Origin of the sequence: Chryseolinea lacunae, assembly GCF_016735595.1 — a bacterium.
GTDB classification, from domain to species: Bacteria; Bacteroidota; Bacteroidia; order Cytophagales; family Cyclobacteriaceae; genus Chryseolinea; species Chryseolinea lacunae.
In genome coordinates this window covers 287,883-303,870 of record NZ_JAERRB010000002.1, presented here as the reverse complement: position 1 = coordinate 303,870, position 15,988 = coordinate 287,883, and the positions used below count along the sequence as shown (strand labels likewise).

Sequence of the window (15,988 nt, the reverse complement as noted above, 5' to 3'; positions counted from 1 at the left end):
AGAACTAAACGTGCGGAAGGTAAGACTGGTTCAGAGAATTTTACTTTGGGGAATACAGGCGTTGGCAACTGCGCGCATAGGCGTCAACATACTTGCGCTACTTCCATGTTCAACAGATGTCCCAGTTTGCTGATTTTTGAAAAGATGTGCCCCACGCCCACCGCACAGTGGTGGGCCGGGCCGTGAGCATTCCACTGGTTCACAAACGCGCGGGCGCCGATCGGAAATTTGTAGCGGCTGTTTGTGTTGCCAATCTGAAGAATCGGTCCCGCCACAGACTCGGCTTCGGCCACCAGCAGCATCAACCGGCCATCCGTTTTCTCCACCACCGACAGCAACGTGACCGGCCCATTCTTCACCGACATTTCTACGGAAAGACCTTTGCCAACTTTTCCATGATAGACACCAAGCGGCCGCACTTTTGTTTTGCCTTCGGCGATGGCAATGTGTCCCGGGCCATCGTGGCCCATCAACACCACATCGTCTTTAAAATCCAGGGCATAATATTCCGTGAACGAGCCGCCTGCACCAAACGTGTCCATGATCTTCATGGCTTGCGCGTTTTTAATTTCATACTCGCCCGCCACGGGAATGTGGTTTGCCGTGAGCCACGAGTTGCCAAGAATGATGGAGCTGATGGCTTCTTCGTTGTCCGGATTGCCCGTGCCTTTGTAGTAGTAGGCCATGGAACCGAGGTTGTATTTCTTCACCAATTTGTCGAGCGCAACAGAAGTGATGGCTGCTTTTTCCAGTTCTTCTTTTGTACAATCGGGTTGCACATCAAACGCCTCGGCAAACAATAACATTCTGTTCGAGGCTTCGGCCTTGCTCACTTCTTTTCGCAACGCGGCCAGCTCTTCCACTTCTATCAATTCGATGTGCCCGCCGAAATGAGCATACTGCGCAGTGAGATCAGAATAGATGTCGAGCATGCCGCTGTAGTAGTGGCCCATGCACCCCAGGCGGTTGTAGAACATTACGTTCGCCACCTTTGCTGCCTCCACCCATTCTTTGATTTCGTTCCAGCATTCAGGATCGTCGTGCAACATGCCCGTGACCTGGTGAAACTGAATGCCGGTGCGTTTGAAGACGTTGGCAATCTCCGGCACCGGGCATGCTGAACAAAACGCCAGCCACTCGCCCGTCATTTTTGTGCGGTCGGTCATGCTGTTGAAACTGGCATAGTCGATGGCAGCTTCCGGAGAGAGGTTGAGAATGATGACGGGAACTTTGGCGCGCTGCACCACCGGCAACACAGTTGATGACAAGGCATAGGTTGAGACGTATAGAAAGATTACATCGACATCTTCTTTTCTGAAAAGGCTTCCGGCTTCGAAAGCTTTGTCGGTGGTGTCGACCATGCCGGCGTTGACGATGTGTGGGTGGACTGCTGTGAGTTTGGTTTCAACAATGGTCAGGTATCCTTCCAGCCTTTCTTTCAGTCCGGAGAACTGTGGCCAGTAGGTGTCGAGGCCGATGGCGAAGAGACCGATTTTCAGATTGGGTGAAGTCATGATAACCTTTGAGATTTATACCTTCATGACTTTAAAGCTAAGCAGGGCTGAGATTAAAAACTAAGGTAGACACCTATTTCAATATCCCTTCAAACTTTTGCATTTGTCCGTCAATACCTGACGTTAAGCCTTAGCCCTTCAACACTTTGGGCGATATCCCAAACTTTTCTTTGAACGCCGTCGAGAAATGATTGGCATTCTTATACCCAACCTTCGATGCCACTTCATTAACCGTGAAGCCGCCATCTTGCAGCAACGTTTTGCTATGGTTCAAACGCTTGTCGATGAGATAGCCAAACACGGTTGTTCCAAACAGCTCGCGGAATCCTTTTTTGAGTTTGAATTCGTTCACACCAAACTCCGTGGCGAGGGCTTTGAGGGAATGGTTTTCGTTGAGGGTGTTGTCGAGGTAGTCTTTCAGGTCATGAAAGGTGGACACGTCGTTTTTCCGAAGGGCGGTGGGTGTTTCTGTCACTTTAAATCCGTGGCTCAGTTGCAGTGCCACAATCTCGAGCACCTTCGATTCCACATAGAGGTTTCTGATCGGGCCGGTTAGCGGCATATGAAAGAGCTCTGCAAAAATATTGCGCATGGCCACGCTGGCCGGCAGTTCTGCGCTGTTGAAATGGGTGCGACTCGAGAAACGATTGAGCAGGTCGTCGGCTTCGATGTTGTAGGCATGCAAGAGGTCGGCATAGTAGCGGTTGTTAAGCGCCATGTGCACCGAGTGAACCTTTGTGGGAAGGATCAGCTGATAGCGACTGTCGGGAATGTAGTTGAAATGATAGCGGGCCGGCGACAGGCGCGAACGTATTTTGTTAGTATCGAAACGCACTTCATAGCCAATTCCCGTCATGCACATGCAGATGTTGAAATTGTTATCCATGCGGGCGTCTTCAAAGTCCACCTTTAGGTTTTGGTTGAAGTCGCCCCGGATATCGCGGATCGCGTAGTTGTCTGACTTGATAATTTTCTCCCGGTACACACCCTGCACAGACTTCTGTGCCATCACAAATTCAAATTCGTTTTCGGCGGCGACGTCCACCCGTTTGGCGAACGACATCACGTCGGCGTTGGAAACTGCGTAGAGGTTGTGCATGCGGGGCTAGGGTAAAAAGGGAAGCCGGCTAGCGCCGGCATGAACCTCTTTTACGGGCCCGGGCTGAACTTGGTTACAGGATGGTTGATGGGTTTCAAGGTTTTCAGGTATTCATAGATAGCCCCCAGGTCCTGGTCGGTCATGCCGGCATACATGGTCCAGGGCATGATGGTGTTGAATTGCTGGTCTGGGTTGGGCGCCGTCTTCACACTGTCGCGGTGCATGGCAAAGCGTTGCAGGAAGGCTTCTTTTGTCCAGCTTCCAATGCCGGTGGCATCGCTGGTGATGTTGGCCGAACGCAACGTGCCGCCCGGCATGGGGAACACGCGTCCGCCCGCAAAGGCAAAGTTGTTGTCGTAGGCGCCCTTGTCGAAGGGTGTGTGGCAGTCGTAGCAGGCGCCCGCGTTCACCAGATAGCCGCCGTAGGCCACCAGGTCCGTTGTGTCGGGGCGTTTTGTGAACGCTGGCTTTTCGGGTATGGTGTGGATGATGATGTTCATGGGAAAATCGGAGTGCGACGCCGGCACTTTGTTTTCGATCGGCTCGAGTGTGCGCACATAGGCAATCACGTCTTTGATGTCCGACTCGTCCATTTTGCCATAGTGCGTGTGGGGCATCACGGGAAAGATGACACTGCCATCGCGCTTCACGCCTGTGGTGATGGCTCTGAAAAGTTCGCCATCGGTATAGTCGGCAATGCCGGCCGGGGTGATGTTGGCTGCATAATAAACGCCGGGGAAGCCCATTTTCTGATCAAACACATCGCCGCCCTTGCCCAGGGTGCCGGCGGTGACGGGGCCTGAAAACTCTTTCCAGTTCCGGGTGCTGTGACAATCCACACACACCATCACGTGAGTGGCCAGGTATTTTCCGCGGGCCACATGTTCGGCTCCTTTGTCGACGGTGATGACGGGTGCGGGGCCCACATCGGGCAACGCGGTGGTGATGTAAACAATAGCGCCGACTACTGCCAGGCAAATAATACCAAGGACAAGGCCTGTGATCTTCAGCAGTCTTTTCATAGACAATTTCATAGTGGGGTTGAGGGAATTAAGGATGATGTAGCAATTTACGAAAGTAAAATATACAGGTTTAGGCCGGATATTCGCTATCCGGAATAATTAAATGTACGCCAGCCGGAGCCACGGTATTTTACTTTCGCACGCGATAACATCAACCACACAACGGACCATCACCTCATGTCCTACACTTCCCTGCTACGAAAGTGTGAACGCCGGCAAGGGCATGATCTTGCCCCCTTGCAGGGCCGACTCATGCGCTAGAATGCCAACGCACGTGATGTTTGCCGATTGAACAGCGTTGGGATAGGGCACCGTTTTGTTCACCAACGCATCCACAAACACATGCACCAGGTGTGGATGCGAGCCGCCATGGCCTGCGCCTTGTGTGAATGATAAATGCTGGTGTTCGTCGGCATCGTAAACCCCTTTGGTGGTGAAGCGCTGAATGGGTTCGGGCAGGCGCTTTGCAAAATCAGGGCTTTCCACTTCTTCGGGTATTTCGGCTTCGGGTCGTTTAGCGGTGTGCATCACCAGCGGCTTGCCCTCGATCAACGGCCACTCTACTGATTTTTTCGAACCGTATACTTCAAAGCTCTCGCGGTATTGACGCGCCACATCAAAAAGCGAACGATAGACGTGCGCGCTCAGATCTGAGTTTCTGAATTTGATATGGGCCGTCTCCACAGCGTAAGGAGAGTTGTAATGTTTTTGCAGGTCTTCACGAATGGTGCCCGAACCAAAACACGACACATACTCGGCTTCTCCCCTCACCAATCCCAACACGGGGCCCACACAATGTGTGGCGTAGTACATCGGCGGAAGTCCCGGCCAATAGTTGGGCCAGCCGTCCATGTCTTGTTGGTGACTGGCTTTGATGAACTGGATTTTGCCCAGTTCGCCCTTGTCATATAGTTCTTTCATGAAGAGAAACTCGCGCGCATACACCACGGTCTCCATCATCATGTAGGTGAGTCCTTTTTCTTTGGTGAGCTTCACAATCTCTTCGCACTCTTCCACGGTAGTGGCCATGGGCACCGTGCAGGCCACGTGCTTGCCGGCCTTCAATGCCTTGATGGATTGAATGCCGTGATCCGGAATGGGCGTGTTGATGTGCACGGCGTCAATGGACGGATCTTTCAACAATTCGTCATAGGACGTGAATCGTTTTTCGATGGCAAATGCATCGCCGATCTCCTGGAGCTTTTGTTCGTTGCGCTGACAGATGGCGATGAGGTTTGCGTTGGGATGCTTCTGATAGATGGGAATGAATTCGGCACCAAAGCCAAGGCCTATGATGGCTACGTTGATTTTTTTGTTGCTCATGACACTATGCGTTTAATAATTTTTTCAAAAACAAAATTCCGTCCGATGCAAAGGCGTCCTGGCTTTCGGCCAGATTTTTCCAGATGCACACGGCGCCTGCCAGTTCTTTCACTTCGGGTGTGAAGCTTTCGATGGACACGACTCCCTGGTAGTTTATTTTTTCCAGGCCCGCCTTGAACGAAGCCCACGGTGTTTGACCGGTGCCGGGTGTGCCCCGGTAGTTCTCCGCCACCTGCACGTGTATCAAATTGTTGCCTGCCTTCGTGATGGCCTGTTCCAGGTTTCGTTCTTCGATGGCCATGTGAAAACCGTCGAGTAATATTTTGGCCGAGGGATGGTTTATGTCGTTCACCAAACGCACCACGTCATCGGCGGTGTTGACAAGGTCAGACTCAAACCGGTTCAAGGGTTCCAGTGCAATGGCCAGGCCTTGTTGTTGCGCGCGGACGCACACGGTCCGGAGATTTTTCACGGCGCGTTCCCATTCTATTTTGCGTTGGTCGGGAGGAACCATGCGGGCTTTGCCTACGGCCGAATACATCGGGCCCGCCAGAAACGTCGCATCCCAGGTGTTGCACAGGTCGAAGCATTGATAGATGTAGTCGAAGCAATTTTTATGCACGGCCGCATCATCGTGCGTCAGGTCGCGCGAGGGCCCAAAGGCACCACACACGATGGCCTTCAGTCCGTGGCGATCGAGCGCTTCCTTCACTTTTTTGCCGTCGATCTTTTCGGGATACTCCACGGGGATCTCTACGGCGTCGAAGCCCATGGCTTTTATTTTGGGGAACAAGGCCACAGTGTCGGTGGTGAACGGCGACGTCCACAGCCAGGTGCTCACACCAAATTTCAGATTTGTGCTCATTGTTCTTTTTTATTTTAAAGAAGGAACCGGATCGTCGGCCGACAACATCACCACGCGATAGCCGCCCTGTTGTTTGAAATACCACATGAGGGCCAGGTAGCAAAGCAACATGCCCACGGGAAAGATGGCGATGGTCTTCAACGCATCCTTCTTGGCCTGTTCTTTCACACCCAGCACAATGCCTTGCGTGGCCGCATCGGCCGTTGAAAGTTTGGCGGCATCGACGGCGCGATAGCTACCAAAAATGCTTTGCTTCGGATCGGTCACATAGGTGCTGTGGAGTGCCGTTTGGTTTGCGGTGTCATAGACACGAAGTGTGGCGTCAATGTTTTTGTCCTGGATGAAGCCGAGGATCACGGCACCGATAACGCCGGCACCGATCATCCCAACCCCGCCGGTAATGTTAAGGGTCAATGCACCTCCTTTGGGAAAACGTTCGGCCACCACGCCCAGCATGGTGGGCCAGAAAAATGTTTTGCCCAGTGCGAAGACAGTAGCCGCCACCAGCACCATGATGCCGTTGGACGAAGACAGCAGGAACAAACCCACCGCGGCCACGGCCGAACACACGGCCAGCAATCCGAGGGGCGATATCTTATGAATGAAATTTCCGGCAAACAATCGCAGCGCCGCCATGATGGCCGAGGTGTAGACCAGAATCCATCCGGCCTGCAACCCGATGGCGGTCATCTCGGGTGCCATGAGGTCTGAAATCCAGCTGTCGGTTCCCAGTTCTGTTGTGGCCAGGGGCACCATAATCAACAGCATCACGATAAATAACGGCCGCCCTATGCTTCTCACAAAAAATCCAAACACGGCCACCACACCTGCAGTCACCGCCACGTTTGTGAGCGTGGACCAGCCAAACACCACGCCCAACTGGAACACGATGAGCGCAACAATGATCAACGCCCCTCCTACACCAACTTCTTTGAGCATGTCGAGATAAGACACACCGGCCTTCACTCGTTCGTTCACCGGGAAACGCAGGGGGAACATGAGGATGCCATAGCCAATGGCCGGCAGCAACACCAGTATGATTTTGAAACGCCAGTCCGCTTCAGGCCCCATCACCAGCGCCATGATTCCACCCAACACCAGCCCTGTGGGCCAGCCGGCGTGGAGCATGTTGAGCCACTTGGTTTTTTCTTTTGGAAACAGCGTGGCCACAGCGGGGTTCACCACCGCTTCCACCGTGCCGTTGCCCAGTGCCATGATGAACGTGGCCACATAGAGCGACGTGTATCCCGTTGCAAAAAACGTGAGTGCCGCAGACGCCACGTGACACACAAAGGCAAAGATCATGGAGTTCTTATAGCCTACTTTATCAACAATCAAACTGAAGAGCACAATGCTGATGGCAAAGGGCCACAGCCCCACGCCGGCAATCTCGCCGATCTGCGTGTTGGTGAGCTTAAATTCCGCGCCCCACTGCGACAGCGTGAGGGCGCGGAGAATAAAGCCAAAAGAGGTTGTGACCAGCGCCACAAAACACGCCAGAAACAATTTAATGTCCGGACGATCTTGTCTGGTGGAATTCGGTTGCGTCATGGCATGATGGGTTTAGGATTTGTCACGCAGTGCAGAATGTTATTTTATTATTTTGATTTCACCACGTTCATCGTGCCGTTCATGATAGACCAGTGGCCCGGGAATGTGCACACGTAAGGGTATGCGCCTGCTTCTTTCGGTGCCACAAAACTCAGGCGCACCGTCTGCTGTGGATTCACCAGCTTCGTGGAGAACAGCACTTCCGGAATGGCCGGCACATAATTCAACTCGGCGCCTTTTGGATCGGCGGCCAGCTTATCGGCTGCGGCGCCCACAACTTTCATGGTGCCTTGTTTGGCGATCACCAGGTTGTGCTGCATGAAGTCGGGATTTTCAAAAATCACTTCAACCGGTTTGCCAGCTACCACCGTGAAGTCTTTGAGATCATACTTCATCTGGTTCTTGATCACTTTGATGTGAATGACGGTTGCGTCTTTGGCAATGGGGCCAAGTTCCAAGGCGGCCGTTGCAGCGTCGGTGGCATAGTGTTTCATGAACACCTCGCCGATGGCAACTTCCTGAAAAATATTTTTCTTTGCCGCGCTGTACTCCGCTTCCACGTCATACTTCCAATCGCCGGCAAGGGTGATCTTCTCTTTCCCCACCGACAAAAAGAGCTCGTCGGCTTTTCCGTAGAGACCTCCGCCGCCACCTGTGTCTTCCACTTTTATGGCCAGTGAATTTTTTCCAGCCTTGAGTTTGCCCGCAGGGATTTCGTAGACTCTGGGTTTGTTCGGGGCTTTAAAAGTCTCCGCCACCTTCACGCCATTAAGCCACACCTCATCCGAATCGTCGATCGGGCCGAGGGAGAGCGATGCTTTCTTGCCGACCATGTTGTTGGGAACATCCACGGTGGTTCGAAACCAGATGAGGCCGTCAATTTCAAGACCTGCTTTTTCGATATACTGTGGAAGTTTCATCACATTCCACGCGGCGTCGTTGAAGTCTGCCGTCTCGCGTTTCAGCACCACAACTTCCGGTGTTTTGTAGTCGGCATGTTCGCGCAGGTAGGCTTTCCGGAAACCGTCGCGATGCTTCACGGCAGCGACATACACAGCTTTCGCCAGCCAGTCGTCTTTTGTGATTGCTTCTTCCTTGCTGATGGCATACAGCAGTGTTCCGATGGAATCGGATGGCGGCAACGTGGTGGTGGAAAGTATGGCCGCCATGCGCGTGTTCGGATCGGCATCGTTCAAAATGTTCGACGACTTCACAAACGCCTCTGTCCACTTCACACCCGAAAGAATTTGTATCGCCGCCTTGCGCACACTTGCCGACGGATGTTTTAGCGCGCGTGTGACCACCGAAAATGTTTCGTCACCTTCTTTGACGACACCCAGTCCCTGCAACGTCCACAGGGCATGGAGGGCGGCGGCATTGTTTCCGTCTTCGTCGGTCGTTTGGTTTTTCACCTGATCCAGCAACACCGGCACCACGCTCTTGTCGCCACGCTCCACCAGCAGCCGTTGCGCTGTGGTTCTCCAGAACAGATTGTCGTGGCCAAGCGTTGACACAAGTTCGTTGGGTTTGGCGTTGTTCAGTTGAATAGGAGTGTAGGGTTTTGCATCGCGATACACCACACGCCACACGCGCCCGTGCGATTTGTCGCGGAGCGGATTTTCATAGGCGTTTCCTTTTCCCGTGTCGGCTGTGTAGCCGCCGCGTTCGGGTGTAGGCGTAGGGTTGTGCTGGATTATAAAGTCATACCAATCCAACACCCACACGGCGCCGTCGGGACCAACCTTGGCTTCCACCGGCGACACCCATTCGTCGGCACCGGCAAACAGGTTCCAGCCATCTTTCTCCACGAAGCCCGCACCGTCTTTTTCGATACGCGCCATGTGCACCAGGTGTCCCGTGGGTTCACACACAAAGGCAACGCGATTCCAGAATGTTTTGGGATAGGCCCGTGCTGTATAAAAATTGTGACCCGCTGCTGCCGTGAATCCACCAAACACATCCACCTGCCGAACCTTCGCGGTGATGGGATGCATGGCATAGTGGCCGTCTAGTTTCTGCCCGTTTACCAGGATGCCTTCCACACCGTTTGCCTGCTCGCTCGAGATGCCCATAAAAACACTGTGCGTGTTGTTGGCGGTCGATCCGAAGATGTCGTTGGTTTCGGTAAGGCCAAGTCCCCATGTGTTGTTGCTGGTCTTGGTCATGAATTCGAAATCCGAAACCTGTGGGGTGAAGCGATAGAAGCCTTGTGAAAACTCGAAAGCCTTGCCGGCGATGTTGCCTTTGAAACCGGAATAACCAACCGTGCCCCAGATGTGATTGTCGATGCCGTATTTGAGATTGGATGGTCCGGCATGTGTATCGAAGGTTCCCCATCCGTCGATCAGAATTTTCCGGACGTCGGCTTTGTCGTCGCCGTTGGTGTCTTGCAGAAACAGGAAGTGTGGTGCCTGCGACACAATCACACCGCCGTTTGCAAACACCAGGCTGGTGGGGATGTTGAGGTTGTCGGCAAACACCGTGAACTTGTCAGCCTTGCCGTCGCCGTCGGTGTCTTCACAGATTTTGATGCGGTCGTCACCCACACCGTCGTCGTCGCGCACGGTGTTGGGATAGTCTACGGTTTCGATCACCCAAAGCCTGCCACGCTCATCCCAGTCCATGGCAATGGGATTGATGATGTCGGGTTCCGACACAAACAGTTCGAGGTCGAATCCCGCGGGCACCTGAATAAGTTTCTTTGATTCTTCGGCCGACAAAGGTTCCTGGTATTGAGGCGCCGGATTTCTTTTCTCATAGTTCGGAATGTTGGGCACGTCTTTGTAGACCAGCGTAGGCATGGTCTTTCTGTATTCCTCCCATTGCGTTTTCACGTTGTCGCCCACGGCCCAAACGATGCCTTGTTTCACCAGTTGATGAAACCCGGGGTTGTCCCACGTACGCTCGTCATGACCATAGGCGGTGTAGAACACGCGGCCTTTGCCTTGATCCCGCACCCACGTCCACGGTTCGTGATGATCGCCTTCCACACGTTCCATCAGCGTGGTCCGGTCGGCGGTGAGTTTGGAATGAACATAGGTTTCATCCCAGGTCGAAAATTCTTTAAGGGGCTTTGTGATGAAATGCTCCTTATTAATAATAGACGCTACGAACGTTCCCGTGTCGTGTTTCAAAAACTGACCGCCCACGAGGTTTACAAATTTTTCCGAGTTGCGAAAACAAAAGCTTGCACAGTGAATGGGAATAAATCCTCTTCCCTCTTCCACAAATTCCAACAGCGCCGCTTCCTGTGTAGCCGTGATGGAGTCGTGGTTGGCATATAACACCAGTCCGTCGTAGGCCGACAAGGTTTCGGGGTTTAGGTCGGACGGTTTATCGGTATATGTGAGGTTGATGCCTTCGGGGGCAAGTGCTGCCGCCAGCAGGGGCATATACTGCGCCGAATTATGATGCTCGCTGTCGTGTCCCAGAAACAGGATCTCAATCTTTCGTGGTCCGTCGGCCCGTTGTTTTTTGTTGGGTTGCTGACAGGCAAAAAGAAAAATGGTAAGGACTGTGGTGGTTAGGGCGACAAGCGTTCTCATGATGTTGGACGGTGTTAGGAGATTAAAGGTGACTATTAAATCCCGCAATCGATTCCTGTATTTTGCCCGTTTCTGACTGTTTTTTATCATCGAAGTTTGATGAAAGGTTAATTGAATGATAAATAAGTGTCTTCATCGGCCGATAATTCCTTAAACTTGTACATATGAAGGTCGCGCTCCAGAAATCGCCCATCTCTCCAAACCAGGCATTCGAGATCAAATTTCTCAGTGATCCACATTTTGATGCGAACTGGCATTTTCATCCCGAGTATCAATTGTTCGTGGTGTTGAAGGGCACGGGCACGCGTTTCATCGGCGATCATGTTGCACCGTTTCGCGAAGGCGATGTGGTGTTCACCGGCCCCGATCTCCCGCACCTGTGGCGAAGCGATCCGGAATATTTTGAGGGCAACGCTGCGTTGGGAACGGAAGGTGTTGTCATTTATTTTCATGAAGATTTTCTCGGCAGTCAACTCCTTGAAAAAAATGAGCTGTACTGGATTCGTCAATTGTTTGGCAAAGCAAGACAAGGCATGGAGCTTGTGGGCAACGCCGGTGAGCACATAAAAAAACAGATGCTCGATTTGTTGACGGCGAAAGATTTTGAAAGCATCCTGAAACTGCTGAACATTCTGCACTTTATGGCCCACACGTCCGACTATCATTTGCTTTCGAGCGAAGGCTACACCAACTCGCTGAAAGAGTCGGACACAGAGCGGATGAACCGCGTGCATGCCTATGTGATGAAAAACTTTCGCGAGCGCATCAGTCTTGAAGAAGTGGCCGCCATTGCCAACATGACGCCATCGTCGTTCAGTCGCTATTTCAAAACACACGCCAACAAAACTTTTTCGGAGTTCCTCACCGAAATCAGAATCGGATATTCGTGCAAGCTGCTCATCGAAAAGAAACTAAACATTTCGCAGGCCTGCTACGAAAGCGGCTTTCACACGCTTTCGAATTTCAACCGCCAGTTCAAAGCGGTGACGCAACACAGTCCGCTGGAGTATAAAAATAAATATAACGAGGTGCAGCGGAACTGATTCCTGCTTCACTGCTCTATATACTAAATATAAACCAACGATACCACATTAACAGCCTCACAACGCCATGACAAAATACGCCCTGCTTCTTCCTGGTCTGCTCTGCATCGCCATCCTGTTGTGCGATGTCAACACACAAGCACAGTCCAAGGCCACTACCATTGTGAACGTAGACCTGGACAAAGAGCAAGGGCCAATGACGCCGCTGTGGGCATGGTTTGGCTACGACGAACCGAACTATACATACATGAAGGATGGGCAAAAGCTGCTTTCCGAAATTTCGGCGCTGAGTCCGGTGCCGGTGTATGTGCGGGCGCATAGTTTGCTGTGCACGGGCGACGGCACGCCAGCGCTCAAATGGGGCTCTACAAACGCTTATACCGAAGATGCAAATGGAAACCCTATCTATAACTGGGTGCTCGTCGACAGCATTTTCGACACCTATGTGAAACGCGGCATGAAGCCACTCGCGCAAATCGGTTTCATGCCCGAAGCGCTGTCGACACACCCTACACCTTATCAACACCATTGGAAACCCGGCGATCCCTATGGCGAAATCTTCACGGGCTGGGCCTATCCTCCCAAAGACTATAACAAATGGCGTGAGCTGGTTTATCAATGGGTGAAACATTGTGTGGAACGTTATGGTAAAACGGAAGTGGAAAGCTGGTACTGGGAAGTGTGGAACGAACCCAACGGCTACTGGAAAGGAACGGAGGAAGAATTTTTCAAACTCTACGACTATGCTGCCGACGGGCTGAAGCATGCGCTGGCCACGGCCAGAATAGGCGGGCCAAACATTGCCGGCACGTCCAGTGCAGGAGCACAAAAGTTTATGAACAACTTCATCCGCCATTGTCTTTATGAAACCAACTTCGCTACGGGCAAAACCGGTTCGCCGCTGGAGGCCTTGCTCTTTCATGCCAAGGGCAACCCAACCCTGCGCAACGGTGTGGTGTGGATGAACATGTCGCCACAACTGCGCGACATTGAGGCCGGCATCAAAACGGCGCTTGCCTATCCGGAAACCAAAAACCTTCCGCTCATTGTGGGCGAGTCAGATCCCGAAGGATGCGCCGCGTGTGGCATGGCCACCAATCCACAAAACGCCTATCGCAACGGCACCATGTATTCCAGTTATACAGCCGCAACATTTGCGCGCAAATATGAACTGAAAGAAAAGTATGGTGCCAACCTGGTGGGCGCCGTGTCGTGGTCGTTCGAATTTGAAAATCAACCGTGGTTCTATGGTTTCCGCGATCTGGCCACCAACGGTGTTGACAAACCTGTGCTCAATGTTTTTCGCATGTTTGGCATGATGGAAGGCGCGCACGTGTTTGCCGGCAGCAACCGCATGTATCCGCTAAAAACGGTGTTGGACTCCAGCGTGCGCAAAAGCTCCGACATCGGCGCGCTGGCATCCAAAACACAACGCCACGCCACAGTGATGGTGTGGAATTATCACGACGAAGACAAGCCCGGCAAAGCAGAACCCATCGACGTTGTGATTGTGCATGTGCCTGCAGACAAAATAAAAGTGACCGAATACAGAATTGACGACGAACACAGCAACGCTTATGAAGCGTGGAAAAAGATGGGATCGCCACAGCAACCCACACCCGAGCAGGTGGCGCAGCTTGAAAAGGCAGGGCATCTGCAAACTGTTGGCGAGCGTCGCACTATGAAACCGAAAGGCGGCAAAGTGATTGTGCCGATTTTGTTGCCGCGGCAGGGTGTGTCGTTGGTGAAGGTGGAGTGGTGAGTTCGACGACCTGGGTTTACCACGATCAACGCGACATACAATTTTTGACTACCTTCCATTCAAAAAAATTCTATGCCCTCATCGCTTGCGCAAATCTTTCCGCAGTTTGATACCGACCTTATCGCACACCTGGAGAACATCGGGCAGGTTATGGAATTTGAAGAAGGTGCTGTGTTGATGCGCACCGGTCAATATTTCAAGCACTCCATGCTCGTGCTCGACGGTCGTGTGAAGCTCTATCGCGAAGGCGACGACGGTGAAGATTATTTTCTGTATTACCTCGAGAAAGGAAACGCCTGCGCCCTCTCCATGATCTGCGCCGCCAAAAATGAAGCGAGTGCACTCAAGGCAAAAGCGGTAACTCCCGTGAAGGCACTGGTCATCCCCATCCAGCACATGGACGGGTTGATGAAGGATTTTCGGCAGTGGTATTACTTTGTGCTGGAAACCTATCGCACCCGGTTTGGGGAGTTGCTGGAGGTGATCGATCAGGTGGCGTTTCATTCCATGGACCAGAAACTGGAATTTTATCTGAAGCGACAGTTCGATGCCGTGGGTGGCAAAAGCATCACCGTGACCCACCAGGAAATTGCCGACGACCTCAACTCTTCGCGCGAAGTGATTTCGCGTTTGCTCAAAAAGCTGGAATCGCAAAAGCGCATCGCCATTTCGCGAAACGAAATCACCCGCATCAGTCTATAATTCTCTTTCCACCAGCATGGCTACCTCCTTCCATATAAAAAATAAGGAATAAAAAACGTCCGGGGTGACTTTAGTCACATTACCGGAACGCGGAAGGAGCGAAATTTGTAGTAAGAAAAGAACAGACCATACTCCATACGAATATGAAAGTCGAACAAATCTATACCGGGTGTCTGGCGCAAGGCGCCTACTACATTCGTTCCGAAAACGAAGCGGTCATCATCGACCCGTTGCGCGAAGTGGACTCGTATATTGAAAAAGCAAAAGCCGACGGTGTCACCATCAAGTATGTTCTTGAGACACACTTTCACGCCGACTTTGTGTCGGGTCATCTCGATCTGGCCGCAAAGACAGGCGCCACCATCGTCTATGGCCCCACGGCAAAGCCTGCGTTCGCGGCACATATCGCCACCGACGGCGAACTGCTGACGGTGGGACGGATCACGCTAAAAGTTTTGCACACACCGGGCCACACGCTTGAATCGACAACTTATCTTCTCAAAGACGAAAACGAAAAAGACCACGCCATCTTTAGTGGCGACACCCTTTTTCTTGGCGACGTAGGCCGACCTGATCTTGCGCAAAAAGCAGCACACATGACAAAGGAAGATCTGGCGGGTTTGCTGTATGATTCGCTGCGCTCTAAAATCATGACGCTACCAAACGATGTGATCGTCTATCCCGCGCATGGTGCGGGCTCGGCCTGTGGCAAAAACATGTCGAAGGAAACGGTGGACACGCTGGGGCATCAAAAACAAACCAACTACGCGTTGCGTGCCAACATGACGCGCGAAGAATTTATTGAAGAGGTGACCGATGGCCTGCTGCCACCGCCGGCCTACTTCCCCGAAAATGTGCGCATGAACAAAGAGGGATACGAAAGCATTGACGCTGTTTTGAACAAGGGCATGCGCGCGCTGTCGGCCGAAGCCTTTGAACTACTCGCCAACGAAACAGGCGCGCTTGTGCTGGACACCCGCGACGCGCAGGTGTTTGCAAAAGGGTTCATCCCCAACGCCATCAACATCGGCATCGACGGCAGCTTTGCGCCGTGGGTCGGTGCGCTCATACCGGGCGTGACGCATCCGCTCCTGCTCATCACCGACGATGGCCGCGAAGAAGAAGTGGTGACGCGGCTTGCACGCGTGGGCTTCGACAACACTCTTGGTGTTTTGAAAGGGGGATTGAAAGCGTGGCTCCAGGCCGGCAAAGAAATAGACACGATCGATTCGGTTACCGCGCACGAATTTGCCACGCGCATGGCCAATCAAAAAGTGTGGGTCGTCGATGTTCGAAAACCTGTGGAATACACCGCCGAGCATGTGGCCGATGCCATCAACATTCCCCTCGACAACCTTAACGAACACCTGGCCCAAATTCCCAAAGAGGACGAAGTGTACCTCCACTGCGCCGGTGGCTACCGTTCTATGATTGCCGCCTCGATTCTGAAATCGCGTGGCTGGAACAACGTCATCGACATTGCCGGCGGTTTCAAAGCCCTTGCCGAAACGTCGGTGCCCCGCATAAAGCACGAAACCCAAACCACGACCCAACCGTGACCA

General features: G+C 52.6%; 11 protein-coding genes. 4 read left to right on the top strand and 7 right to left on the bottom strand.

Annotated features, from left to right (window positions below; genetic code table 11):
* Positions 1-83: 83 nt before the first annotated feature.
* The 7 genes from JI741_RS07040 to JI741_RS07010 form a co-directional block, all read right to left on the bottom strand.
* A complete protein-coding gene (locus tag JI741_RS07040; protein WP_202008339.1) occupies positions 84-1,514 on the bottom strand; it encodes an arabinose isomerase in 1,431 nt (476 codons plus the stop codon).
* A 130-nt stretch (positions 1,515-1,644) separates the two neighbouring features.
* Entirely contained in the window at positions 1,645-2,613 is a 969-nt protein-coding gene (locus tag JI741_RS07035) for a helix-turn-helix transcriptional regulator (RefSeq protein ID WP_202008338.1), read from the bottom strand.
* 50 nt (positions 2,614-2,663) lie between these two features.
* Positions 2,664-3,635 carry a c-type cytochrome gene (locus JI741_RS07030; RefSeq protein ID WP_202008337.1) on the bottom strand — a complete coding sequence of 324 codons (972 nt, stop codon included), beginning with the start codon at positions 3,633-3,635 and terminating at the stop codon, positions 2,664-2,666.
* Positions 3,636-3,830: 195 nt separating this feature from the next.
* On the bottom strand, positions 3,831-4,958 hold the full coding sequence (locus JI741_RS07025) for a Gfo/Idh/MocA family oxidoreductase (RefSeq protein ID WP_202008336.1): 1,128 nt from the start codon (positions 4,956-4,958) through the stop codon (positions 3,831-3,833).
* A 4-nt stretch (positions 4,959-4,962) separates the two neighbouring features.
* A complete protein-coding gene (locus tag JI741_RS07020; protein ID WP_202008335.1) occupies positions 4,963-5,823 on the bottom strand; it encodes a sugar phosphate isomerase/epimerase family protein in 861 nt (286 codons plus the stop codon).
* Between the two features lie 9 nt (positions 5,824-5,832).
* Entirely contained in the window at positions 5,833-7,374 is a 1,542-nt protein-coding gene (locus JI741_RS07015) for an MFS transporter (protein WP_202008334.1), read from the bottom strand.
* 47 nt (positions 7,375-7,421) lie between these two features.
* Positions 7,422-10,919 (bottom strand): PVC-type heme-binding CxxCH protein, encoded by a 3,498-nt coding sequence (locus JI741_RS07010; protein WP_202008333.1) that lies wholly within the window; start codon positions 10,917-10,919, stop codon positions 7,422-7,424.
* 164 nt (positions 10,920-11,083) lie between these two features.
* Between JI741_RS07010 and JI741_RS07005 the strand changes: the two genes are divergently transcribed.
* The 4 genes from JI741_RS07005 (at position 11,084) to JI741_RS06990 (ending at position 15,985) form a co-directional block, all read left to right on the top strand.
* On the top strand, positions 11,084-11,962 hold the full coding sequence (locus tag JI741_RS07005; protein WP_202008332.1) for an AraC family transcriptional regulator: 879 nt from the start codon (positions 11,084-11,086) through the stop codon (positions 11,960-11,962).
* A gap of 67 nt (positions 11,963-12,029) precedes the next feature.
* On the top strand, positions 12,030-13,724 hold the full coding sequence (locus JI741_RS07000; protein WP_202008331.1) for a GH39 family glycosyl hydrolase: 1,695 nt from the start codon (positions 12,030-12,032) through the stop codon (positions 13,722-13,724).
* Positions 13,725-13,796: 72 nt separating this feature from the next.
* Positions 13,797-14,426 carry a Crp/Fnr family transcriptional regulator gene (locus JI741_RS06995; protein ID WP_202008330.1) on the top strand — a complete coding sequence of 210 codons (630 nt, stop codon included), beginning with the start codon at positions 13,797-13,799 and terminating at the stop codon, positions 14,424-14,426.
* A gap of 143 nt (positions 14,427-14,569) precedes the next feature.
* On the top strand, positions 14,570-15,985 hold the full coding sequence (locus JI741_RS06990; RefSeq protein WP_202008329.1) for an MBL fold metallo-hydrolase: 1,416 nt from the start codon (positions 14,570-14,572) through the stop codon (positions 15,983-15,985).
* Positions 15,986-15,988 lie beyond the last annotated feature (3 nt).

Excerpts from the sequence above, each read along its gene's own strand:
- JI741_RS07040 (WP_202008339.1), bottom strand. The coding sequence starts at position 1,514 with ATGACTTCACCCAATCTGAAAATCGGTCTCTTCGCCATCGGCCTCGAC.
- JI741_RS07035 (WP_202008338.1), bottom strand. The coding sequence starts at position 2,613 with ATGCACAACCTCTACGCAGTTTCCAACGCCGACGTGATGTCGTTCGCC.
- JI741_RS07030 (WP_202008337.1), bottom strand. The coding sequence starts at position 3,635 with ATGAAAAGACTGCTGAAGATCACAGGCCTTGTCCTTGGTATTATTTGC.
- JI741_RS07025 (WP_202008336.1), bottom strand. The coding sequence starts at position 4,958 with ATGAGCAACAAAAAAATCAACGTAGCCATCATAGGCCTTGGCTTTGGT.
- JI741_RS07020 (WP_202008335.1), bottom strand. The coding sequence starts at position 5,823 with ATGAGCACAAATCTGAAATTTGGTGTGAGCACCTGGCTGTGGACGTCG.
- JI741_RS07015 (WP_202008334.1), bottom strand. The coding sequence starts at position 7,374 with ATGACGCAACCGAATTCCACCAGACAAGATCGTCCGGACATTAAATTG.
- JI741_RS07010 (WP_202008333.1), bottom strand. The coding sequence starts at position 10,919 with ATGAGAACGCTTGTCGCCCTAACCACCACAGTCCTTACCATTTTTCTT.
- JI741_RS07005 (WP_202008332.1), top strand. The coding sequence starts at position 11,084 with ATGAAGGTCGCGCTCCAGAAATCGCCCATCTCTCCAAACCAGGCATTC.
- JI741_RS07000 (WP_202008331.1), top strand. The coding sequence starts at position 12,030 with ATGACAAAATACGCCCTGCTTCTTCCTGGTCTGCTCTGCATCGCCATC.
- JI741_RS06995 (WP_202008330.1), top strand. The coding sequence starts at position 13,797 with ATGCCCTCATCGCTTGCGCAAATCTTTCCGCAGTTTGATACCGACCTT.
- JI741_RS06990 (WP_202008329.1), top strand. The coding sequence starts at position 14,570 with ATGAAAGTCGAACAAATCTATACCGGGTGTCTGGCGCAAGGCGCCTAC.